At 57.4% G+C, this 20901-nt stretch carries 19 protein-coding genes and 1 tRNA gene; 6 read left to right on the forward strand and 14 right to left on the reverse strand.

Annotated elements, in window-relative coordinates; translation table 11 throughout:
* Positions 1–78: 78 nt before the first annotated feature.
* From ACKFRX_RS06795 to ACKFRX_RS06830, 8 genes are all read right to left on the reverse strand, one after another.
* On the reverse strand, positions 79–1386 hold the full coding sequence (locus ACKFRX_RS06795) for an anaerobic C4-dicarboxylate transporter (protein ID WP_408927567.1): 1308 nt from the start codon (positions 1384–1386) through the stop codon (positions 79–81).
* 353 nt (positions 1387–1739) lie between these two features.
* Positions 1740–3299, reverse strand: coding sequence for an aspartate ammonia-lyase (gene aspA, locus ACKFRX_RS06800; protein ID WP_005329649.1), 1560 nt, complete (start codon positions 3297–3299; stop codon positions 1740–1742).
* A 110-nt stretch (positions 3300–3409) separates the two neighbouring features.
* On the reverse strand, positions 3410–4255 hold the full coding sequence (hisG, locus tag ACKFRX_RS06805) for an ATP phosphoribosyltransferase (RefSeq protein ID WP_408927568.1): 846 nt from the start codon (positions 4253–4255) through the stop codon (positions 3410–3412).
* 29 nt (positions 4256–4284) lie between these two features.
* A complete protein-coding gene (locus ACKFRX_RS06810) occupies positions 4285–4548 on the reverse strand; it encodes a phosphoribosyl-ATP diphosphatase (protein ID WP_005324793.1) in 264 nt (87 codons plus the stop codon).
* A 52-nt stretch (positions 4549–4600) separates the two neighbouring features.
* On the reverse strand, positions 4601–5323 hold the full coding sequence (locus ACKFRX_RS06815; protein ID WP_408927569.1) for an HAD family hydrolase: 723 nt from the start codon (positions 5321–5323) through the stop codon (positions 4601–4603).
* Between the two features lie 124 nt (positions 5324–5447).
* Positions 5448–5831 carry a hypothetical protein gene (locus ACKFRX_RS06820; RefSeq protein WP_408927570.1) on the reverse strand — a complete coding sequence of 128 codons (384 nt, stop codon included), beginning with the start codon at positions 5829–5831 and terminating at the stop codon, positions 5448–5450.
* A 24-nt stretch (positions 5832–5855) separates the two neighbouring features.
* Positions 5856–7094: a cysteine--1-D-myo-inosityl 2-amino-2-deoxy-alpha-D-glucopyranoside ligase gene (gene mshC / locus ACKFRX_RS06825; protein ID WP_408927571.1), complete on the reverse strand. Its 1239-nt coding sequence runs from the start codon at positions 7092–7094 to the stop codon at positions 5856–5858.
* 25 nt (positions 7095–7119) lie between these two features.
* Complete coding sequence (locus ACKFRX_RS06830) at positions 7120–7974, reverse strand: undecaprenyl-diphosphate phosphatase (protein ID WP_200436122.1); 855 nt, start codon at positions 7972–7974, stop codon at positions 7120–7122.
* Between the two features lie 66 nt (positions 7975–8040).
* On the opposite strand from ACKFRX_RS06830, the gene ACKFRX_RS06835 reads away from it, so the two are divergent.
* Complete coding sequence (locus ACKFRX_RS06835) at positions 8041–9087, forward strand: hypothetical protein (RefSeq protein WP_200436121.1); 1047 nt, start codon at positions 8041–8043, stop codon at positions 9085–9087.
* A gap of 4 nt (positions 9088–9091) precedes the next feature.
* A complete protein-coding gene (locus ACKFRX_RS06840) occupies positions 9092–10207 on the forward strand; it encodes a quinone-dependent dihydroorotate dehydrogenase (RefSeq protein ID WP_200436120.1) in 1116 nt (371 codons plus the stop codon).
* A gap of 90 nt (positions 10208–10297) precedes the next feature.
* On the opposite strand, the gene ACKFRX_RS06845 is transcribed toward ACKFRX_RS06840, so the two are convergent.
* Together ACKFRX_RS06845 and ACKFRX_RS06850 are read right to left on the reverse strand one after the other, a co-directional pair.
* The gene (locus tag ACKFRX_RS06845; RefSeq protein ID WP_408927572.1) at positions 10298–10690 is read right to left on the reverse strand and encodes a hypothetical protein; all 393 of its coding nucleotides are present in this window, start codon (positions 10688–10690) and stop codon (positions 10298–10300) included.
* Positions 10690–11229: a YbhB/YbcL family Raf kinase inhibitor-like protein gene (locus ACKFRX_RS06850; protein ID WP_005324806.1), complete on the reverse strand. Its 540-nt coding sequence runs from the start codon at positions 11227–11229 to the stop codon at positions 10690–10692. The genes ACKFRX_RS06845 and ACKFRX_RS06850 overlap by 1 nt, the downstream gene beginning before the upstream one ends.
* Before the next feature lie 227 nt (positions 11230–11456).
* Between ACKFRX_RS06850 and ACKFRX_RS06855 the strand changes: the two genes are divergently transcribed.
* A tRNA-Leu gene (locus tag ACKFRX_RS06855) sits at positions 11457–11542 on the forward strand.
* Between the two features lie 995 nt (positions 11543–12537).
* Here the strand turns inward: ACKFRX_RS06855 and ACKFRX_RS06860 are convergent.
* Positions 12538–13740 carry an IS481 family transposase gene (locus ACKFRX_RS06860; RefSeq protein ID WP_408921372.1) on the reverse strand — a complete coding sequence of 401 codons (1203 nt, stop codon included), beginning with the start codon at positions 13738–13740 and terminating at the stop codon, positions 12538–12540.
* 252 nt (positions 13741–13992) lie between these two features.
* On the opposite strand from ACKFRX_RS06860, the gene ACKFRX_RS06865 reads away from it, so the two are divergent.
* Both ACKFRX_RS06865 and ACKFRX_RS06870 read left to right on the forward strand, forming a co-directional pair.
* Complete coding sequence (locus tag ACKFRX_RS06865) at positions 13993–14709, forward strand: TVP38/TMEM64 family protein (protein ID WP_005324807.1); 717 nt, start codon at positions 13993–13995, stop codon at positions 14707–14709.
* Between the two features lie 53 nt (positions 14710–14762).
* Positions 14763–15341, forward strand: coding sequence for a MarR family transcriptional regulator (locus tag ACKFRX_RS06870; RefSeq protein ID WP_198493063.1), 579 nt, complete (start codon positions 14763–14765; stop codon positions 15339–15341).
* On the opposite strand, the gene ACKFRX_RS06875 is transcribed toward ACKFRX_RS06870, so the two are convergent.
* The gene (locus ACKFRX_RS06875; RefSeq protein ID WP_200435636.1) at positions 15338–16177 is read right to left on the reverse strand and encodes a DUF3097 domain-containing protein; all 840 of its coding nucleotides are present in this window, start codon (positions 16175–16177) and stop codon (positions 15338–15340) included. The genes ACKFRX_RS06870 and ACKFRX_RS06875 overlap by 4 nt on opposite strands.
* Before the next feature lie 33 nt (positions 16178–16210).
* Between ACKFRX_RS06875 and ACKFRX_RS06880 the strand changes: the two genes are divergently transcribed.
* Positions 16211–16984, forward strand: coding sequence for a hypothetical protein (locus ACKFRX_RS06880; protein WP_200435637.1), 774 nt, complete (start codon positions 16211–16213; stop codon positions 16982–16984).
* Here ACKFRX_RS06880 and ACKFRX_RS06885 read toward each other — a convergent pair.
* Entirely contained in the window at positions 16981–18054 is a 1074-nt protein-coding gene (locus tag ACKFRX_RS06885; RefSeq protein WP_408927573.1) for a ferrochelatase, read from the reverse strand. The two genes, ACKFRX_RS06880 and ACKFRX_RS06885, sit on opposite strands and share 4 nt — an antisense overlap.
* Positions 18055–18085: 31 nt before the next feature.
* Positions 18086–19540 (reverse strand): NlpC/P60 family protein, encoded by a 1455-nt coding sequence (locus tag ACKFRX_RS06890; RefSeq protein ID WP_408927574.1) that lies wholly within the window; start codon positions 19538–19540, stop codon positions 18086–18088.
* Positions 19541–20901 lie beyond the last annotated feature (1361 nt).

Consider the following 20901-nt stretch of genomic DNA (forward strand, 5'->3'; position numbering starts at 1 on the left):
AATCACTCTTCCTATTCACGCTGCGATCCAAAAAGGCGCCCTACAGGGCGCCTTGCAGGTGGACTTGTCGTCTATCTCTTAAAGGATGACCAAGCCGAATGCGTAGCCCAAGAGGACAGAAACCACGATGCTGACCGTGCCTGGGATAAGGAATGGGTGGTTGAATACAGCCTTGCCGATTCGAGTCGAGCCTGTATCGTCCATCTCCACCGCTGCCAGCAGCGTTGGGTAGGTCGGCAGGATAAATAGTGCCGAGACGGCTGGGAAAGCAGCGACTGCGGTAAGGGGGCTTACGCCCAGAGCCAGGGCTGCTGGCATCAGGGCCTTCGTCGTAGCGGCCTGCGAGTACAGCAGCGCTGCGGCGAAGAACAAGACCACCGCGAGCAGCCACGGCGAGGACTCAATAACGCTGCCAGCCATGGACTGAATATCGTCCATGTAGTGGTTGATAAGGCTGGTGCCCAACCATGCAACGCCAAGCACACAAATACATGCGGACATACCGGACTTGAATACCGGGGTATTGAGAACATCTCCGGCCGGGACCTTCGTCATCATGACGATGATGGTGGCCGCGGTAAGCATAACCGTCATAATGGCCTCATTACGTGGCAGGGTTGGTTCTGCAATGAGGCCGACCTGCTCCGAAGTCAGCGTAGCCCAGGCCATCACGATGACGATGGCTACCAGGAACACCAGCACAGAAGCCTTCGCACCCTTCTGCGGCGCGAAGTTTTCAGCGCCTAGTGGTTCCTTAACCAAGCCCTGCGCTTTGCGTTCCTGGTACACCGGGTCATCTTCTAGTTCCTTGCCAAACTTATTAGCAATCCACGCAGCCGGGAAGATAGACAGGAACGTTGCCGGAATGACGACCGCCAGCACCTGCAAATAGCCCACTCCAGCTGGTTCCAACAGGCTGGCTAGGAGTACCACTGCGGCAGAAATAGGCGAGGCACAAATTGCCATCTGAGAGGCAACTACCGCAATGGAAAGCGGGCGTGAAGGGCGAACCTTGCCTTCTTTAGCTACCTCAACAATGACCGGTAGCGTGGAGAATGCAGTGTGGCCGGTACCAGCCAGTACCGTCATCAACCACGTAACGATGGGCGCGTAGAAAGTAATCCGCTTCGGGTTCTTGCGCAGAAACCTTTCTGCGATGTGCACCAAGTAGTCCATGCCACCAGCCCGCTGCATTGCGGCGATGGCGGCAATGACGGTCATGATGATACCGATGACGTCGAACGGGATGTCTTCCCTAGTAACCGGGACACCGGTGAGACCAAGGGCCAACACACCGAGGCCGCCCGCCATACCGATACCAATTGAACCAATCCTCGCGCCCAAGAAAATGGCGGCGAGAACGATGACTATATGAACAATAACCATGGACATACTCCATACGCTCTGTATGCAAACTAAGGGCACGCATCTCCACACAGAGTGCATGCCGTCCTCAACATCTTCTATTTTGCACCTGTCACGTCGATTTATTCACTCGAATTGTCCGTTTGTGTTGATTCCCACATGTATTATGCGTCTCGCTATAAGATGGTCGGTATCCTTCTCCGCATTCGCCCAGCACAGGGACGTAAAAGGAAACTAGCTACCGCCAATTCCATGCAGTCAAAAGACCCCCACAGCCTTCGCCAGTTTTCCTTCTCATGAAGTGAAAGTGGCAAAGACCGCGGGGGCCTAAGATGCGGGGCGCTATGCCCTACTGCTTCTCAAAAGCCGCGACTTTAGTCCTCGTCGATGAAGAGCTGACCGCGGAACTCTGGGTGCATGAGGTTTTCAACGGACAGAACCTTGTTCAAGGTTGCCTCATCGAGCAGACCCTTCTCCAGGACGAGTTCCTTGACGCCCTTGCCGGTCTCCAGGGACTCCTTGGCAATCAGATCGCCGTTGTGGTGGCCGATGAACGGGTTGAGGTAGGTGACGATACCGATGGAGTTTTCCACGTAGGCACGGCAGACATCTGGGTTGGCGGTGATTCCGGTAACGCACTTTTCCTGCAGGGCATCGACGGCGTTGCCCATGATGCGAATGGACTGGAACAGTGCCTCGCCGATGACCGGCTCCATGACGTTGAGCTGCAGCTGGCCAGCCTCAGCGGCCATGGTGACGACGTGGTCATTGCCGAAGATCTTGAAGCAGGTCTGGTTCACAACCTCCGGGATAACCGGGTTAACCTTACCCGGCATGATGGAGGAGCCGGCCTGACGCGCAGGCAGGTTAATCTCAGCCAGGCCAGCGCGCGGACCGGAAGACAGCAGGCGCAGGTCATTACAGATCTTGGCGAGCTTCATCGCTGCGCGCTTGATGGTGGCGTGCAGCAGCACGTAAGCGCCACAGTCAGAGGTTGCCTCAATGAGATCGCGGGCGGTCTTCATCTCCAGGCCGGTGACCTCAGACAGAGCTGCGGTGACCTGGTGGCGGTAGCCGGCCGGGGTGTTCACGCCGGTGCCGATTGCGGTTGCGCCCAAGTTGATCTCGAGCAGACGGCGCTGTGCATCGCGCAGCAATGCCTGCTCCTCGTTCAGGTTATTGGCAAAGCCCTTGAACTCATCACCCAAGGTCATCGGAACCGCGTCCTGAAGCTGAGTACGACCCATCTTCAGGATGTCCTGGAACTCATTGCCCTTGACCTGGAATGCGGCACGCAGGCCATCCATGCGCTCAATGAGGTGATCAACTGCTGCGTGCAGGCCCAAGCGGAAGCCGGTCGGGTAAGCATCGTTGGTGGACTGGGACATGTTCACATCATCATTCGGGTTGATGATGTCATAGGAGCCCTTCTCCTCACCGAGGTACTCCAGCGCGAGGTTGGCAACAACCTCGTTGGTGTTCATATTCAGCGAGGTACCAGCGCCACCCTGGAAAACGTCCAGCGGGAACTGATCCATGCAGCGACCCTCTTCCAGGATCTGGTCACAGGCCCAGATGATGGCTTCAGCTTTCTTCTTGGGCAGTACGTGCAGGCGGCGGTTTGCCATGGCGGCCGCCTTCTTGACCTGGACCATGCCGCGGATGAAGTGCGGGATGGTGTTGATGGTCACGTAAGAGATCTGGAAGTTCTCCATGGCGCGTACGGTGTGCACACCGTAGTAAGCGTCAGCGGGAACTTCCAAGGAGCCAAGAAGGTCGGTCTCGGTACGAGTCTTCTTGCTGGAGTTCTTAGGTGCCTTTTGTTCGGCCACCTTCTGCTGTGCGGCGTGAGTGGAAGTGTCAGCTTCCTTCTTCTTCACGTCCTTTGCTGCAGACTTGGTGTCCTTTTCTTCTTTCTTAGAGGACTTTGCCATGATGGCTCGGCTCCTTTGCCTGTCGAGACTTATATTCGAATGAGTAACCTCAACCGCTAATGTTAGCCACGACTGAATCTATTTGGGCCGACCCAGAAAAATCACTCCCCCTAAAAGCGGGCGATACGTAAATCAGAAGCCAAAATTGCTTCCGCGCCAAGTTGGGAAAGTCGGTCCATGACTTGGTTAGCTTGCTTCTTCGGAACCATCGCCCGCACTGCCACCCAGTTCTCACGCGCTAACGGCGACACCGTAGGACCGGTCAATCCTGGAGTAATACCAGCGGCCGCGTCCAGGTTCGATTGAGCGATGTTGTAGTCGATCATTAAATAAGTGCGAGCGTGCAGAATTCCCTGAATGCGGTCGAGCACTACCTGCTCTTGCTCCGTAACTTCAACCCCCGTGCGCTTAATAACTACCGCCTCGGACTCAATGATCGGCTCCCCGAACGGCGCTAATCCTTGCTGGCGCAAAGTAGTACCAGTTGACACGACATCAGCAATAACATCAGCAACCCCTAGCCGGATGGAGATTTCTACGGCCCCGTCCAATCGAATAACATCGGCCTCAATTCCCTGTGCGGCGAGGTTGGCGCGGACGAGATTGGGGTACGACGTCGCGATCCGCCGCCCAACCAGTTGAGAGATATCCCACTCCTCCCCCTGCGGGGCTGCGTACCGGAACGTGGAGCCGCCGAAGCCTAAAGGCAGCACTTCATCAAAGCTCGCTTTAGAGTCAAGCGCCAAGTCTCGGCCAGTGATGCCTAGGTCTAAGACCCCGCGGGCAACATAGATGGCGATATCTTTCGGCCGCAGAAAAAAGAACTCGACCCCGTTATCGGAATCCACTACGTTGAGCGCCTTGGAATGCCCGCGGCCCTTGTAACCGGCCTCTGAAAGGATCTCCACGGCAGCTTCTGACAACGTGCCCTTATTCGGTACAGCAATCTTGATCATGCGGATCCTTCCATCCTGTGGGGAGTTACCTAGAGGTACTTATAAAGGTCTTCAGGGGTAAGTCCGCGCTTAAGCATCATGACCTGAGTCCAATAAAGCAGCTGGGACATCTCTTCCGCCAGCTCATCGTCGGACTGATATTCGGCGGCGATCCATACTTCCCCGGCTTCTTCGATGATCTTTTTACCGATGAAATGCTCGCCTTTATCCAGCGCGGCAACGGTGTCAGAACCAGCTGGACGCTGGTCGGCCTTCTCGGCTAATTCGGTAAAAAGAGTCTCAAAGTTCTTCACGCCTACCTATTGTTCCACAGGTAGTTAGAGAATGTAAGGGAACTCTCAATTTCTATTGCTGCACCGAAATCTTAGCGAACCACTCGTAGACATCAGTGGCCTTAGCTCCCGCGAGGTGCCGCGAATCGCGGAGGCTAGAAATTTCGGTGACCTCGGTCGGTACCTCAACCTGATCACCTTCGGGCAAACCGATAACCTTACAGCCGGCATCAACTGCAGCGCGCATGCCGGTTGCGGAATCTTCGAAAACTAAGCACTCTGCGGGATCTGCTCCGATGCGGCGGGCGGCTTCGCGGTACATATCCGGTGCTGGTTTGCCGGCAGGAACCTCATCCCCGCAGATAGTATCGACGAAATACTGCCGCCCCAACGCAGTGATGGCAGCGTCAGCGACATTGCGCTCGGTATTGGTAGTGACCATCATGGGCACCCCATCCGCTTTCAGCTCCTGGAGCAAGGCAGGAATTCCCGGAAAGATCTCCAACTTGCGAGCAAAAAGACCCTTGACATAGTCAAACATCTGGGTGCGGTAACGCTCGCTGTCACCGGGCTGCAGCGTCACTCCCGCATTATCCGCGCAGATTCCCAAGGTGGTATCAAAGGTCGCGCCCACAGTAGCCAGGCGCTGGGTGGGAGTGAGCCGTTTGCCCAGCAGTTCTGAAAGATAAAACGTTGCCTCCGCCCAGAGGGGCTCCGAATTGGTGAGGGTACCATCCATATCCCAGAAGATGGCGGCGGGCTTAGTCCGGCTGGAAGCGGCGGTGGAGTTCGACACGGGAATAAAGCTAGCTTTCTCTATCAGGAAAAAGTGGCACCGTCCACGTTGGAGGCACACGGCGGTGAGCGCTAGGCTGCGCGGATGGCGCAAACTAGCACTCACTAATGCGGAAGGAAAGGACCTAGAAGTCCAGTTCCGGAATCTGCGACAGGGCTTCGTCGTCTGCTCCGGTGGCCGCGCTGGCGTTATAGATAAGCTCAGAGAGCTCTTCCTTTTCCTCTGGCTCGAGAACGGCATCGTGCTGAGCGCGATTAAAATCTGCCAACTTACGAACGGTCTTGGACAAGACGGCGACCAACTGTGGTCCGTCGGGATCGTCCGGAAGAGCATCCAGCCCATCGAGCATCTGCTCAAGGTGGCCGCGCAGCTCTGGGAGGACGTTGGCGTCAAACGGTGCCTCCCAAAACTCCTTTTCCTCTTCCTTGAGGTAATCGCCGGTGGCGAAGGACTTCAGGTCACTAATGAACTCATCTACGGTGGGCTGGAAATCGGCGCGAATGCTCATGCTGTAGATACTGCCCTATCTTGCCTAAGCCTGCACGCCGAGGAGCGAATTTAGTGCGGTGTGAACCAAATCGGCCGCGCCGTCCTCGTCCGTGCCACGGTCGGCCTCTACCCAGTCATCCACGGCAGCGAGCGCGGCCGGGGTATCAAGGTCGTTGGCGATTGCGGCACGCAGCTTGGCGACGACCTCTTCGGCCCCTGCCATGCTTCCCGGCTGCTCAAGAGCCTCCCGCCACGCGGCGAGGCGGCGCTTAGCGGCGTCGAGCACCTCGTCGGACCAGTCGCGCTCGTCGCGGTAATGGCCTGCGAAGACGCCCAAGCGGATAGCGGAGGGATCTTCACCCGCTCCTACGAGCTTGTGGACGAAGACGAGGTTGCCCAAGGACTTAGACATCTTGACCCCGTCGAGGCCGATCATGCCGGTATGCACGTAGAACTGTGCCATGCGCTCAACGTTGAGGGCGGCCTCGGCGTGGGCAGCGGAAAACTCATGATGTGGGAACTTCAGGTCGCTGCCGCCACCCTGGATATCAAAGGTTGATCCCAAGCGGTTGGTAGCGATGGCGGAACATTCAATATGCCAACCCGGGCGACCAGGCCCAAAGGGCGAATCCCATGCCGGCTCGCCCTCGCGGTGGGCACGCCAGATGAGTGCGTCGAGCGGATTCTTCTTCCCTGGGCGGTCGGGGTCGCCGCCGCGCTCGGCAAAGAAGGTGCGCATCTCTTCGGCAGAGTAATTGGACTCATAACCAAAGCGCTCGGTGGCCTCGATGGAGGCGTAGATATCTGGGTGCTCAGGGTCGTCTACGACGTAGGCCGCCCCGACATCAAGCAGCTTTTGCACCATCTCCACAACCTCATCGACGGCTTCCATGGCGCCGATATAGTCCTGCGGCGGGAAAACGGAGAGCAGCTCCATATCGGAACGGAAGAGATCAATTTGAGAAGTGCCGAGCTCACGCCAATCTACACCGTCGCGTTCAGCACGTTCGAATAGCGGATCATCGACGTCGGTGATGTTTTGGACGTAGTGAACCTTCTTCCCGGCATCCAGGAATGCACGGTAGATGAGGTCAAAGGTCAGGTACGTGGCGGCATGGCCCAAGTGGGTGGAGTCATAGGGCGTGATGCCACACACGTACATGGTGGCGGTATCCCCTGCGACCTCTACGGGAGCGATGGTTTGGTTCGCGGAATCGTACAAGCGCAGCTGTGCCGCATCACCCGGCACAGGGCGGAAGGAAGGTATTGGCCAAGAATGCATAGCCACCATCCTAACGCGGTGTGCCTTAGAGCGGCTGCAGGACTCCCAATGCAAGGAGGATCATGACGAGCACGCCGACCGGGATGCGGTAAGCGGCAAACCATGAGAAGGAGTGGTTGCCCACGAACTTTAGTAGCCACGCAATGGAGGCGTAGCCCAGTACAAAGGCGATGCCGGTGCCGACGAGAAGCTGCAGGCCGGAGGCTGCTTGGCCGGATTCGGGAGAAAAGGCGTCGGGAAGCGAGAAAAGGCCCGAAGCCAGCACGGCTGGAATGGCGAGCAAGAAGCTAAAGCGAGTGGCCACCTCGCGGTCCAGACCCAGGAATAGACCACCGGAAATGGTGCCGCCGGAGCGGGAGACACCCGGGATGAGCGCCAAGCATTGGCACAGGCCCATAATAATGGCGTCTTTCATGGTCAATTGGTCAAAACTGCGCTCCTTCTTACCCATCTTTTCTGCAGCGATAAAGACAAAGGAGAATAGGATGAGCATGGCAGCGGTAATCCACAGGTTGCGCAGGGCGCCGCGGATAGCGTCCTCGAATGCGAAGCCGATGATGCCGATAGGAATGGAACCCACGATGACCATCCACCCCATGCGCCAGTCCTGGCCGCGAGAGGACTTATCGGCCCAGCCGCGGAACCAGCCGGAGAGAATCTGCCAAATCATTGGGGCGAAATACACCAGCACAGCCAGCTCCGTGCCCAGCTGGATAACTGCGGTGAAGGACGCGCCGGCGTCGTTGCCCCAAAAAAGTTCGGAAACAATGCGCAGGTGACCGGAGGAACTTACCGGAAGAAACTCGGTAAGCCCCTGCACGATGGACAAAACAATGACCTGCGCCCAAGAAACAGCGTCAGTTGCGGTATTAGAAATCACCCGCTTCACACTACAGCCGCGCTGGGCTTCGAGTTTTTACAACGCGCGCTGTTAGGATTAGTAGCCGTGAAATCTCAATCTGGCTCCGCACTTATCCTTTCCAGTTTGCTGGCGCTGAGCGCCACCGCGTTGGCCGCCTGCCAGCCCGACGTGGGCGTGGGCGCCGATCCAGAGACCGCGGTCAAGGGCAATGCCACCCCAGCGGCCTCCCCGGCTAAGGCGGATGCGGGAGGCACTGTGGTCGACCTTAAGGCAGACATCACTGACCTTGTCGCCTTTGATGACTCGCTGGCAGTGCGCACCAAGGACGAGCTTCTCATCGGTAGTCAGAAGGATTTTGAGGGGAAGAAGGCTACCTCGCTAGACATTTCTGCGGAGTGTGGTGACCTCAGTTCTTCGGAGTCGGGCTTTGTCCTCGCCTGCCCGGATAAGGTTCTCCTCATCGATCCTGCATCCCCGGATTCTCCCCAGGAGGTCCACATGGAGGAGGACTCCCCCGTTACCGCCGCCACCCAGCTATCCAGCGGCGAGATCTTTGCCACCTCGGCCGATTCCACCACGGTAGGCATCTATAAAGACGGAAAGCGCGACGGAGATATCGAGGTAGAGGCCGGCTCGGAGCAGCTATTGGCCGTGCCCAATTCCTCAGGCGATGACGGAGTGGTGCGCATCCACCGAGAGGATTCCACCATCCAGAACGTGGACTGGACGAATGATCGCGCGGGCGGCCGACTGCGCGTTGGCCAGGGAGTCGGCAGCATCGCGGTGGGCGATAACGGCGTGGTCCTCGCCTCCGATACCGAGGGCGGCCGCTTGGCCGTCTACACCTCAGATGACGTCGTCCGCCTGCATCAATACGGCAACGTTGAGGGCACCCCATGGGGCGTAGCCTGGGATAATAAGCGCAATCTGGCGTGGGTGAGCGCCACCGATACCAATAAGGCTTATGCCTATGAAATTGGCAAAGGCGTACCAGAGCTGCGCGGAGATCTCTCCACCGTGCCGGATGCGCAGAATATTGCCCTGCTTGGCGACGGCACCTTTGTCGCCGCCTCCGCCACCGGCCACGGGCTGCAGTTCGTGGACGCCCCGCACCTGAAGAAGGAGTCTTAACACTATGACCAGCACTATTGACCAATTGCGCGCGCAGGCTTACCAGCTTGCCTTGCGGGGCATGTTCAAACTCAGCCCGGAGCGTATCCACGAGATTATCAACACTGCGCTCAGCGGACTCCAAGCCGCCGGGCCAGCCAACCGAGCCCTGGCAAAGATCCTGCCGGTCAACGATCCAGTGCTGCGCCAAGAGGTCTTCGGAGTAGAATTCCCCCGCCCGCTGGGACTTGCCGCCGGGTTTGATAAAAACGCCGCGGCTGCTGATACGTGGACTCCCATTGGCTTTGGTTATGCAGAGTTGGGCACCGTCACCGCCCAAGCACAGCCCGGCAATCCTGCTCCGCGACTCTTCCGCCTGAAGGCCGATAAGGCCATCTTGAACCGGATGGGCTTTAACAATCAAGGTGCAGCGGCCGCCGCGGAAAACCTGCGCAAGCGTCGCTACAGCGATGTCATTGGCATCAATATTGGCAAAACCAAAGTCACCCCTGCCGAGCATGCTGTAGAAGACTACCGCCGCTCCGCGTCGGTGTTGGGCGATTTGGCAGATTTCTTGGTGGTCAACGTTTCCTCGCCGAACACCCCGGGCCTGCGCGACCTGCAAGCAGTGGAATCGCTGCGCCCCATTCTCTCCGCCGTGCAAGAATGCACCGCGGTTCCGGTGCTGGTGAAAATTGCCCCAGACCTTTCCGATGCCGACGTTGACGCCGTGGCAGACCTAGCCCTTGAACTCGGGCTCGACGGAATCGTAGCGACAAATACCACCATTTCCCGCGAGGGGCTCAAGACCCCAGCCGCCGAGGTAAAGGACATGGGCGCCGGTGGCGTATCCGGCCCTCCGGTAGCCGAGCGCTCCCTAGAGGTACTGCGCCGCCTCAATGAGCGAGTCGGCGGCCAGCTCACCCTCATCTCCGTGGGCGGCATCTCCACGCCAGAACAGGCATGGGAGCGCATCACTTCCGGTGCTTCCCTACTGCAGGGCTACACCGGTCTCATCTACGGCGGACCGGACTGGATCCGCGATATCCACCGCGGCATTGCCGCCCAAATCCGTGCCCACGGTTTGAGCAATATTTCCCAGGCCGTAGGCTCCGGCCTCCCCTGGAAGCCCTTGGATTAGTCCAGCCCAAGGCTTTTCAACACAAGGTCCGCCTACTTCTCCTGCTGCACGCAGAGAAAGTAGGCGGACCCTTTGTCTTTGCTGTGCTGACTAGGTCTGCGCCATAACGCTGCGCCTGAGAACCAGTGCGCACAACACCGCAAAGCCGGCGTAGAAAACGACCCAATACTGTGGTTGAGTGAATAGGATATCGCCGGGTACAAAGCGGCTGGCTGCAATGATCACAATGGCGATGACCAATGCGGCAACCTGCGCGCGACTTCCCGCCTGACTTTTGCTCATGGTGCTGAAGGCCCCGGCGATGACAGCGGCGACAATAATCGCCACTTTGGAATACGTCCATTCGAAATCGGCACCCCAACCATCCGTGAAGACGGAGATTAACGCAAAGAGCACCAGCACGAATGCGACCACCATGAAGGCGCCGCCCACCCGCAGCGCCGTCGGCGGGCTAGGCTGCGATGAAGTAGAGCTACTCGCCATTACTTCGCCTCGTACCAGCCCCACAAAATGGCGCGGCCAAGGGCGTGGAAATGCAGGTTGAACCCAAGCACGGTCGGCGAAGCATCTGGGTCGATGTCGAGCTTTTCTACGTCAACTGCGTGGACGGCATAGAGGTAGCGGTGCGGAGCGTGTCCGGCAGGCGGGTTAGCGCCGAAGTAGGTGCGCTCGCCCGAATCGTTGCGCAAGCTGATGACGCCGTCAATGCCCAAGTCCTCCGCGGCGCCGGCATTGGTAGGCAGCTCGCTTACCTCGACGGGGATATTGAACGCCGCCCAGTGCCAGAAACCAGAAGCCGTTGGTGCATCTGGGTCGAAACAGGTCACGGCCAGGGACTTAGTGCCTTCCGGCAGTCCGGACCACGCTAGCTGAGGCGATACACTCTCCGGGGCGCGGAGCTTTTCCTGCAGCTCGTCTCCTTCCACCACATCGGTAGACGAGAGAACGAAGGAAGGAACATCGCGTAGCGGCGCGTAAGGATCTGGTCCAGGAAAGCGGGAATCATCTGCATAAGAAGTCATAGACCCCTTTGTACCCCACCTCACAAGCCGCTGTCGATGTGGTGTAACCGCCGCACCCTGCATATTATTTGCCGCACACGCGGAAAGCCCCCACCCAGACTTACAACCATGTATTTCCACACGCCGTAAACGGTAGCTTTTTCACGCCTTACGCTGGCGATTTGTAAAGCAAGCCTCGAGCAGGATACAGTATCGGAGTGCCCAGCCGAGAGGCTGATAAACACCCTGCCCGGGTGGCGGAATGGCAGACGCGCTAGCTTGAGGTGCTAGTGTCCTATTAACGGACGTGGGGGTTCAAGTCCCCCCTCGGGCACAATGTGAAGTCTCGAGACATCGTTCCGGTCGGTGTCTCGAGATTTTCTGCTTTTGGTTGCCCCAGACTCCCGAAAACCAGGCATTCGCAACGTCGCGAGTACTGCGAGAGTCAGGCGACTGTGCGGGCCAAGATTGTGCCCCGTTTGCGGGTTTTCAACACGATAACCGGGACCTGGTTCTGGCTTCAGTTGTCGTTAGTTGTTAGCGACACACACCTAGAACTGCTCCTGAAGGCGCTAGAAGTACCAGCGCTGGGCCTAGCACGGACATACTCTCAGAATCCCCCACTTCGGAGCAGAAAGCCACAGAGGATCGATGTCTCGAGACATCGCTTTTCGTCGTGTCTGGGCAGTTTTAGCTTCAGGGTTTTCAACCGGATCGATGTGGTGAGACATCTGAGCTGGTAGGACCGGAACGATCTCATGAGACATGCGGAACGATGTCTCCGAACCAGACACCCCCTCGGGCACAATGTGAAGTCTCGAGACATCGTTCCGGTCGGTGTCTCGAGATTTTCTGCTTTTGGTTGCCCCAGACTCCCGAAAACCAGGCATTCGCAACGTCGCGAGTACTGCGAGAGTCAGGCGACTGTGCGGGCCAAGATTGTGCCCCGTTTGCGGGTTTTCAACACGATAACCGGGACCTGGTTCTGGCTTCAGTTGTCGTTAGTTGTTAGCGACACACACCTAGAACTGCTCCTGAAGGCGCTAGAAGTACCAGCGCTGGGCCTAGCACGGACATACTCTCAGAATCCCCCACTTCGGAGCAGAAAGCCACAGAGGATCGATGTCTCGAGACATCGCTTTTCGTCGTGTCTGGGCAGTTTTAGCTTCAGGGTTTTCAACCGGATCGATGTGGTGAGACATCTGAGCTGGTAGGACCGGAACGATCTCATGAGACATGCGGAACGATGTCTCCGAACCAGACACCCCCTCGGGCACAATGTGAAGTCTCGAGACATCGTTCCGGTCGATGCCTCGAGATTTTTCGTTTTCAGTTGCCCTGTTGGGGGTCAAGTTCGTTGTCTTTCTTGTTGTAATAGATTTTTTCTTCGGTGAGTGTGTAGGCGGCGATTTGTGCCCCAGTGGTGGTTATTTTGATGCTTACGCGGTTGTCGATGCAGACCATGGTGATTGGTTCGCCGCCCCATCGGCGCCCGATGTAGAGGCGGCGTAGTTTGCCACCCCATCGCAGGGTTGTCTTGCCGTTGGTGCCTACTTTGTCAGTGCGTAGGCGGTAGTCGTGGTCTGGTTTGATGTCTGCTGGGAGAGCTTTGGGCAGTGCTGTGTAGGCTTCTGCGGGGGTGGTTCTGTTTAGGGCTCTATGGGGGCGTTTGTGGTTGTAGTATTCGATGATTTCTTTTAGCTGAGCGTTGAGTTCATCGAGACTTTGAGCTGGTATTTTGCTTGCTAGGGCTAGTTTAAGGGTGTAGTGGAAGCGTTCAACTTTTCCTTGTGTTTGGGGGTGGTAGGGTTTACCGTTTTTCTGCTTGATTCCTAGGTCTATGAGCAGTTGCTCGAAGCCGTTTCGCGCGGGGTTTGTCCGGTCTGTGCTGGTTGTGAATGCTCGGCCGTTGTCGGTGAGGGTGGACTGGGGGTAGCCGTGTGTCTGGCCTGCATTAATGAAGCTTTCTATGACGTTTCCCACGGTGGCATTGTTGTAGGCACAGCAGGAGATGATGAACCGGGAATGGTCGTCCAAGATGGTGAGGATAGCTACTCGCTTGTGACCTGCGATGGTCCAGTCACTGTAGTCCATTTGCCATGTTTCGTTGGGTTGATCTGCTTGAAATCGTATCCATGAGCTGCGAGGACGCTTTTGTGGTTGGGCGATGACGTGACCGTTGTTTGCGAGCACTCGGTGGATTGTGGATGGTGCTGGTGGTGGGTCGATTCCCTCTTGCTGCAAGTGCCAGCGAATTGTATGGGCTCCGGCGTTAGTGCCGCGTTCTGTGAGGTCCTGGCGCAGTTTAAGTATGCGGTCGACAGTGCTGGGGTTGAGCGCTCGGGGATTAGTGCGCGGGCGTTTAGAGCGTGGTTCTAGGCGGTTGATTCCGCCTTCTCGGTAGCGGGCTTGAAGTGTTCGGATCCATCTGGTGCTGACGCCGAAATGGTCAGCTGCTTCGGCTTGAGTCATGCCGGTAGCAAGCATGGTTTCGATGATGATTTTTGGGCTTGGTTTTGATTTCTGCTCCATTTTTAAAGCATGGAGGATCGATGTCTCGAGACATCACTTTTTGTCGCGGCCGGGCAAATTTAACTTCAGAGTTTTCTACCGGATCGATGTAATGAGACATTAGTGCTGGTTAGACCGGAACTATCTCATAAGACATGCGGAACGATGTCTCCGAACCAGACACCCCCTCGGGCACAACGGACCGGCGGTTACCACTAAGGTAGCCGCCGGATTTTTCTATTCAGTACTCCCACAAGGACTACGATCTCCCCCATGACCACACTTTTGAGTTGGGCGCGCAGCTTCGGCCATTTCCTCATGTCGCTCGCCCGGTCCGCTTGGCGGTCAATCCTCCAGTGGTCGATACGGCGTTGGCTGGCGTTCTTCGCGGCCATCCTCACCGTCGTGGCCCTCCTTTATTTCTTTGATCTGCCGGACGTGGCTCAACTTCGCGAGGCCTCCACCCGCTATGGCGCCTGGTTCCCCCTCCTTTTCACCCTAGGTTATGTCATATTTACGCAGCTTCCATTCCCCCGAACGTTTTGGACGGTAGCCGCAGGAATACTTTTTGGCCCATGGAAGGGCCTCGCCCTCTCCTTGTGCGCCTTGACGGTGTCTGCGGCCCTGTCGCTCCTCATCGTCCGCACGCTCCTTGGAGACTGGATCCGGCCGCACCTAACCCACCCCGCAGTGTTTAAAATCAATGCCCACTTGGAGCGACGCGGCTGGCTGGCCATCGCTTCGCTGCGAATGGTAGCCGGCGTCCCCTTCAGTCTCCTGAATTATGTTGCCGCACTAACACCCGTGAAGCTTAGCCATTTCACCGTGGCCACCCTCCTCGGTTCCATCCCGACTACTGCCCTCGGCGTCTTCTTCGGCGATGCCCTCACCGGCCACACCTCGCCCAGCATCATTGTCGCCATGGTAGCTTTTGCCGCCATCGGTATGGGCGGGCTGTATATGGATTCGCGCCTACCCACTCGCCCATAAGTCAAGTACGAGCGGTAGACTATTTCGCAATTGGTTCCTTAAGGAGGATTTCTGTGCTTGCTGTCCACGCTCGCTACCGGGGCCGCTCCGTGCGTCGCGCAGAGTTGGTCCAACGCTCTGCAACGGCGCTATCCACCCTCAATGGTGTGGGCGAGTTCCACGTGCTCGGCGTGGAAGATATTTGCGCCGTAGTAGATTCAGCAACTGCCGTGTGCGACGTGGTCATGGCCTTGCTTGCCGACGGCGACTGGGCTATCGGCATCGGCATTAGCCCCGGCAACCAGGAAGATGAGGAAGGCGCGCGCCAGGTAGCAACCGCCGCATTGCGGAAGTCCGCCCGCATGGGGCAGGTTTACGCCAAACTCAATAAGCGCGGCCGTGCCTCGGAGGCGAGCGATATCGCAGCTACCTTTGCCCTGCTTGGGTACGTTCTGCACAAGCGCACCATCGAAGGGCGCGAAGCAACCTCGCTCGTCCGCGCAGGACTCAACCAGAATGAGGCCGCCGAAGAGCTAGGAATTTCCAAGCAAGCCATGTCGCAACGCCTCCAGGCGGCCGGATGGAGCGCGGAGATGGCGGGGTGGCAGTTGGCCGTCAACCTCATTGAACGCGCCAACCTTGCCCACCCCTAGAGCAAGTCGGACTTGCTCAACTCAGGTGTAGTAACGAAGTCCACGAGGCGCTCCACGGCACCGATCAGGCTGGAGTCCAGGTCACGGAAGGAATGCACGGCGTTATAGACATGACGCCACCCATCCTTCGGGTCGCTCCACCCTACGCGGCGGCAAATACCGGTTTTCCAATCCTCGCCGTAGGGCACATCTGGCCATTCGCGCAGGCCTACGCGCTGCGGCTTTACCGCCGCCCAGATATCGATGAAGGGGTGTCCAGTGACCAGGACATGCTCTCCCACGGTTTCCGTTAATCGGGTTTCCTTGGAGCCTTGAACCAAGTGATCGGCCAATACGCCGACCCTGCGGCCCGGCCCTGGCTGAAATTCTGCGAGGCGCGCCTCCAAGTTGTCCAAACCCTCGAGGTATTCGACGACCACGCCTTCCACACGCAGGTCGTGACCCCACACTTTCTCCACAATGGCGGCATCATGCACGCCCTCCACCCAAATGCGCGATGGCGCGGCAACCTTTGCCTCCACGTTTTCTACGCGGCGGGAGCCGGAGTTGGATTTGCGGGGAGCCTGCTTTTCGACGTACCGGGTAAGCGTTACTGGTTTGCCTTCCACTAGGAACCCGCCTTTAACCAGGTTAAAGACCCGTTCTACGCCATGGCGATCCTCAAGGCGTACCACCTCACCGAAAACGGTCTTATCCACGCCCATAACAGCCCCCACAAAGTCATCGCCGCGCACTTCCACTACCATTCCGGGCTCGGCTGGTACTTCCGGGTACTGGCGCGGCTTCGACCGCGAGTGGCCAGCAAAAATATCTCCGCCATAAGGATCAAAACTCATGGCCCGTTAGTCTATCTACTAGACTGGCTCGCCATGGATATGCGCGCCGAAGTATGGTCACCTTTACAAAACACCGCCGTCTGGCTTGGCTCGTGGCTGTGGGGACATGAAACCACCGATGACTTGCTGGACGCGCTTACTGAACTAGGCGGACGTCCAGAATGCTTGGACGAATCCCCCTTCGTCGATGTGTTAGCCATGCTGCGCGCGGAGACCTCCGAGCTTACCGCTCATCGCGGTGTACGTGCAGAACCTATCGTGCGCCTCGCACTGTCCGGGCCAGGCGAGCCGCCTGCATTGCCGGCGGGATCGGAGTCCTATCGCGCGGCTACACAAAGTTCCGCCGGAGCAATCATAGTTCGCACCAATGATCCCCTGCGTAACTTAGTCCTCATCCCCCACATTCGCCACAGCCATACAGCGTGGCAAGTGGTCGTCGAAAAGCAGCAGCTCCCCGCACCCGCCTGGCTAAGCCCCGGTGAAGCCGACGCACTCCTTTCTCAAGCAACCAATGAGTCCGCCCAGCTCATCGCGGCAACCGGGTATAGCACCGAGGCATTGCCCAACCCACGCCTCACCGTGGGAACCCTGAGCGACTTCTATGACACACCCGGACTTCCCCGTTCAACGCCAGCTCGAGCAGCCAAGCTCTTTGCCCGTGCCGACCGAGTGGCCGCGATCATCGAAACCGTCACTGACCGCATCAATGACCACAGCCTTGATCCACAATTGCTTCGCTTGTGGCGCCACATCCGCCAGGCCCGCATGACGGGCGTGTCTTATGCGCTTGGAGAGTTTGCCCGTTAACGCGACCAGATATCGCAGCACCCCGCCGCGCACGGCTCACCATTGACTGTGCACCCTTGCACCGTGACGCTCCCGCTGGTCTCCCACTCGCGGCCCTGCTCTAGCTCATCGATGAGATCAACGACCATCTCCGCAAACCGTGGAGTCGGACCCGCTGTACGAGTGCGCAGGACCTTGACGCCCATCTCTTCGGCTGCCTTCTGCAGCTCGGAATCGAGATCCCAGATAACCTCCATATGATCGGAGATGAAGCCAATCGGACACACCACTACCGTGTCGATGCCTTCGTTGTGGTGGATATCAGTGGTTTTATCAACAATGTCTGTCTCGAGCCACGGAGTGCGTGGATTGCCCGAACGTGACTGCCATACAAGGTCATAGCCAGAAATACCGGCTTGTGCGGCCACCAACCGCGACGCCTCTGCCACCTGGCGGGAGTAAAGGTTTTTATCGCCTTCCGCTCCGCCCACGTTATCGTGCGCGACGGGAACCGAATGGGCGGTAAATAGCAAGCGAGTGGATTCCTTCTTTTCTTCCGGAACCTGTCCCCAGACCTCCGTGACAGCGGCTGCCATTTCGGCCACGAACTTCGGATGGTCGAAGAATTGGCGAATCTTAGTAAATTCAATGTCCGGCAGACCCTGCTCCGCCAGATGCTCGCGCATCCGCTGAATATCCTCATCATATTGCCGGCATGCGGAGTACCCACCCCATGCAGAGGTAGCGAAGACAGCTACCTTGCGCACCCCGTCCTGAGACATCTTCTCCGCAGTCTCGCTGGCAAAGGGATGCCAATTTCGATTGCCAAAGTAGACCGGTAGATTATGTCCGCGTTTTCTCAACTCGCCTTGGACATGATCGATGATTTCGCGGTTAAGCGCATTGAGCGGGCTTACCCCTCCGAAGTGGTAATAATGCTCGCCCACCACTTCTAGCCGCTCGCGAGGGATGCCTCGACCTCGGGTAACATTCTCCAAAAAAGGAACGACCTCCTCGTTTCCTTCCGGGCCACCGAAAGAAAGAACGAGGAGGGCGTCGAAGTTTTGGGCATTCTGTTGTGCGTCAGTCATGCCCTAAACCATACCAACCAAAAGTTGGAGATTAGAGAAGGCGCACGACATCGGGAGTAGCGCCACCCCAGCGAACCGGAACTACTGAAACAGTCTGACCCGACTGTGGCGCTTCAATCATTTGGCCGTCGCCTAGGTAGATAGCTACGTGCTGGCTTCCACCAGCTCCGTAGAAGATAAGGTCACCGCGCTGTGCGTTCTCGCGGGGAACCTTCGTGCCCTGCTGGTACTGCGCACCAGTGTAGTGAGGAAGGTCCAGGCCGGCTGCCGCGTAGGCGTACTTGACTAGCCCCGAGCAATCGAAGCCAGACTGTCCAAAGTCCCCGAAGGAATCAGCCACGCCACCATCGCGAAGCCCACCGGTAGGACCATTATTATCGCCGCCACCCCACACATAAGGGACGCCGACCTGAGACTCGGCGCGAGAAATGACGGCCTCGATCTGAGCGTCTCGGCCCGCATCTGCACCAGTGGTGGTTTCCTCGGACTCAGTTACCTCATCCACCTCGGGAGCGTCAACACTGGCGGCAGGTGCAGTGTTCGGACTGCCCAAACCAAGCAAGTCAGATGAACCTTGCATGAGGGTGCGCACATCGTCCTCATCAACGGCTGCGGCGATATCATTCGCAAGTCCGAGCGCATCGTTCACGGAGGATCCAGTGCCAAAATCGACGTTCTGGAACGTCGGCGTTGTACCCTTGTTGAGGGCGTTTCCGAAGTCCGCTTCTGGAGTAGTCTTCTCCTGCTCAGCAACGGATGGAGCCTCCGGATTATCGGCAACGTCCGCACTGCCAGGAGCCTCAAGCGAGCCCCAATCTACTACCTCATCTGTAAAGCCCTGAGACTTGTCCTCGGAAGTCAAGTCTTCAGAGTTGACCGTAAAGGCGTTAGTCGAAGCTGCAGAATCAAGATTATCAACTTGATTTGGCGAGGTTGGAAGAGAATCCTGCTGCGAGAGCTGTATCCCGCTTGCTGCCCCCTCTTGGCGCGCAGCCTGCTGCTGGCGGGCAAAAGTGGCCTCCGCAAACCTTTGGGTAGCGTTTAGTCGAGCTTCATTCTGGGCCAGCTCTCGACGCTCCTGCGCGACCCGACTCTCGGCTTCTCGCTTTTCCTCCCCCGCCTGGCGCAGCTCATCTTCCAAGCTGGCAACATACTCTTCATTAGTGCCCGGCTCGCCGTTCACTTGTTCCAATTGGGTTCGAATCTGAGCAATACGGTCTTCCGCTCCGGAAACATCCGCTTCCGCGCGACCTAGCTCTGCCCGGGACTCCTCTACAGCGGCCTGCAGCGAATCTGCATTGGCAACCGCACGGTCAATTGCTACGTGGTCTGAGTTTTGGTCCTGGACCGTACCTGGGTTTGGCGTCGATACTTCATCGGCGCCCGCTGGGGCTACGGTGGAAAGCGTTGAAATAGCTGCGGTACCTGCTACTGCAGCAATGAAAGCGCGAACATGTCGAATGCGCGGAAGGCGAATGGTGGCCACTGAAATACTCCTAGTTTGGGCCCACGCTGCTCGTTTAGTGAGAGTCCATGAAGACTCCGGACATAGGTATGCCCGGGATCCCCGCCTGTATATTTCGCACAAACACAGGCGTTATCGCATGCCTTATTGGGCGGCCTAGAGGTTCGCCTTGGGTAGATATCAATAGATACGCGAAGCTAACCCCCTGGTGCCCGCAGACACTAGAGCGGTAATTGTTGATAGACTGCCTACTTCGGCTGAGACTTCACTCCGGGTGTGCACATTCTGTGGACGCTCAGCAGACTTAGGGCTTTCATGTTGGAACTAGAGACAGTTGAGGACGATTGCTGCGCCGATACTGGACGACTCTAACCGCTACTGTTTCCCCACAACAGCGATATCCAGACAATTTGCACTCTGGCAAGAGAGCCTAAAGGTCTACTTGCGCGAGTCCGCCAAGCCGGACACAGATGGTCTACAACTATCCTCTGTTCAAACAAAGTCCCACGACTGTGAAATCCACTTCTATTCTTGCGCTGCGCGCGACATACGCTCCAGGGTGCGTTTTACAACCCGCGATTCCGTATGCCCCGATCACGTCTTCGTTGCACTGAGCACCGTGAGAACTGCTCTACGGGTTCTGGCAGACCTCGCCGCGGCGCCAACTGGAGTCCAAAAGGTCTAACCTTTTGAGCACTACCGAGCCGTCGAGGGCAAGCAGCCACAAACCATGAACAGGCCGCACGAAGCTGACCCTTGTGGAGTGATTCGGCGTTCCCGGACCCTATCCCTATGGACCTCTCCGTACGCACCTTCTGTAACAACAGGCTTTTAGCCTTAGCCATATAAAGGTTCGCACCAAAATTTCCACACGGTGGAGTTCTAATGAACCCGTCTCACCTCATAAACGGAAGGTGGGTTGATGTGTAATTTTTCGAACATTGTAATCGCTCAAGTTCTTTGCCTGCGTTCCCAATCGCTATCGAAAGGTCCCGGTTCATTGACTTCCAAGAACGGCCACTCGACGTTCTAACTTTCGCTCGAGGCGTGCTTCCCCACATACCCGTGCGAGTTCTCTCGTGACAGTCAAGGCTAAGCCCATGAACCCAGGAAGCAAGAAATGTCTCCTGAGTCGACAATCGAACCTTACGTCACGACACGCCCGTTTCGCACAATTTTCCCGCAATTCACGTGAGTCAAGTTAATTCACATGACTCAACATGTGCACCTAACCTGCAATGATTTTGTTACCATCCCGTTATTGTGACTTTAATCACTAGACAACCGGAGCCCCATACGCCCTACTAGCCCCGAGTCTGACCATAACCAGGACAACTCAACCACTCCCCCACCGGATGTCAACCCCTAAGGGTTTACTTTGA

It is taken from the genome of Corynebacterium tuberculostearicum, from assembly GCF_046097465.1.
Taxonomy (GTDB): domain Bacteria; phylum Actinomycetota; class Actinomycetes; order Mycobacteriales; family Mycobacteriaceae; genus Corynebacterium; species Corynebacterium tuberculostearicum_I.

Bases quoted from the DNA above. Each gene is read 5' to 3' on its own strand.
- ACKFRX_RS06795 (WP_408927567.1), bottom strand. From the start codon at position 1,386: ATGGTTATTGTTCATATAGTCATCGTTCTCGCCGCCATTTTCTTGGGC.
- ACKFRX_RS06845 (WP_408927572.1), bottom strand. From the start codon at position 10,690: ATGGCGAGTAGCTCTACTTCATCGCAGCCTAGCCCGCCGACGGCGCTG.
- hisG (WP_408927568.1), bottom strand. From the start codon at position 4,255: ATGATCAAGATTGCTGTACCGAATAAGGGCACGTTGTCAGAAGCTGCC.
- mshC (WP_408927571.1), bottom strand. From the start codon at position 7,094: ATGCATTCTTGGCCAATACCTTCCTTCCGCCCTGTGCCGGGTGATGCG.
- ACKFRX_RS06885 (WP_408927573.1), bottom strand. From the start codon at position 18,054: ATGACTGACGCACAACAGAATGCCCAAAACTTCGACGCCCTCCTCGTT.
- ACKFRX_RS06840 (WP_200436120.1), top strand. From the start codon at position 9,092: ATGACCAGCACTATTGACCAATTGCGCGCGCAGGCTTACCAGCTTGCC.
- ACKFRX_RS06880 (WP_200435637.1), top strand. From the start codon at position 16,211: ATGGATATGCGCGCCGAAGTATGGTCACCTTTACAAAACACCGCCGTC.
- ACKFRX_RS06865 (WP_005324807.1), top strand. From the start codon at position 13,993: ATGACCACACTTTTGAGTTGGGCGCGCAGCTTCGGCCATTTCCTCATG.
- ACKFRX_RS06875 (WP_200435636.1), bottom strand. From the start codon at position 16,177: ATGAGTTTTGATCCTTATGGCGGAGATATTTTTGCTGGCCACTCGCGG.
- ACKFRX_RS06850 (WP_005324806.1), bottom strand. From the start codon at position 11,229: ATGACTTCTTATGCAGATGATTCCCGCTTTCCTGGACCAGATCCTTAC.
- aspA (WP_005329649.1), bottom strand. From the start codon at position 3,299: ATGGCAAAGTCCTCTAAGAAAGAAGAAAAGGACACCAAGTCTGCAGCA.
- ACKFRX_RS06860 (WP_408921372.1), bottom strand. From the start codon at position 13,740: ATGGAGCAGAAATCAAAACCAAGCCCAAAAATCATCATCGAAACCATG.
- ACKFRX_RS06820 (WP_408927570.1), bottom strand. From the start codon at position 5,831: ATGAGCATTCGCGCCGATTTCCAGCCCACCGTAGATGAGTTCATTAGT.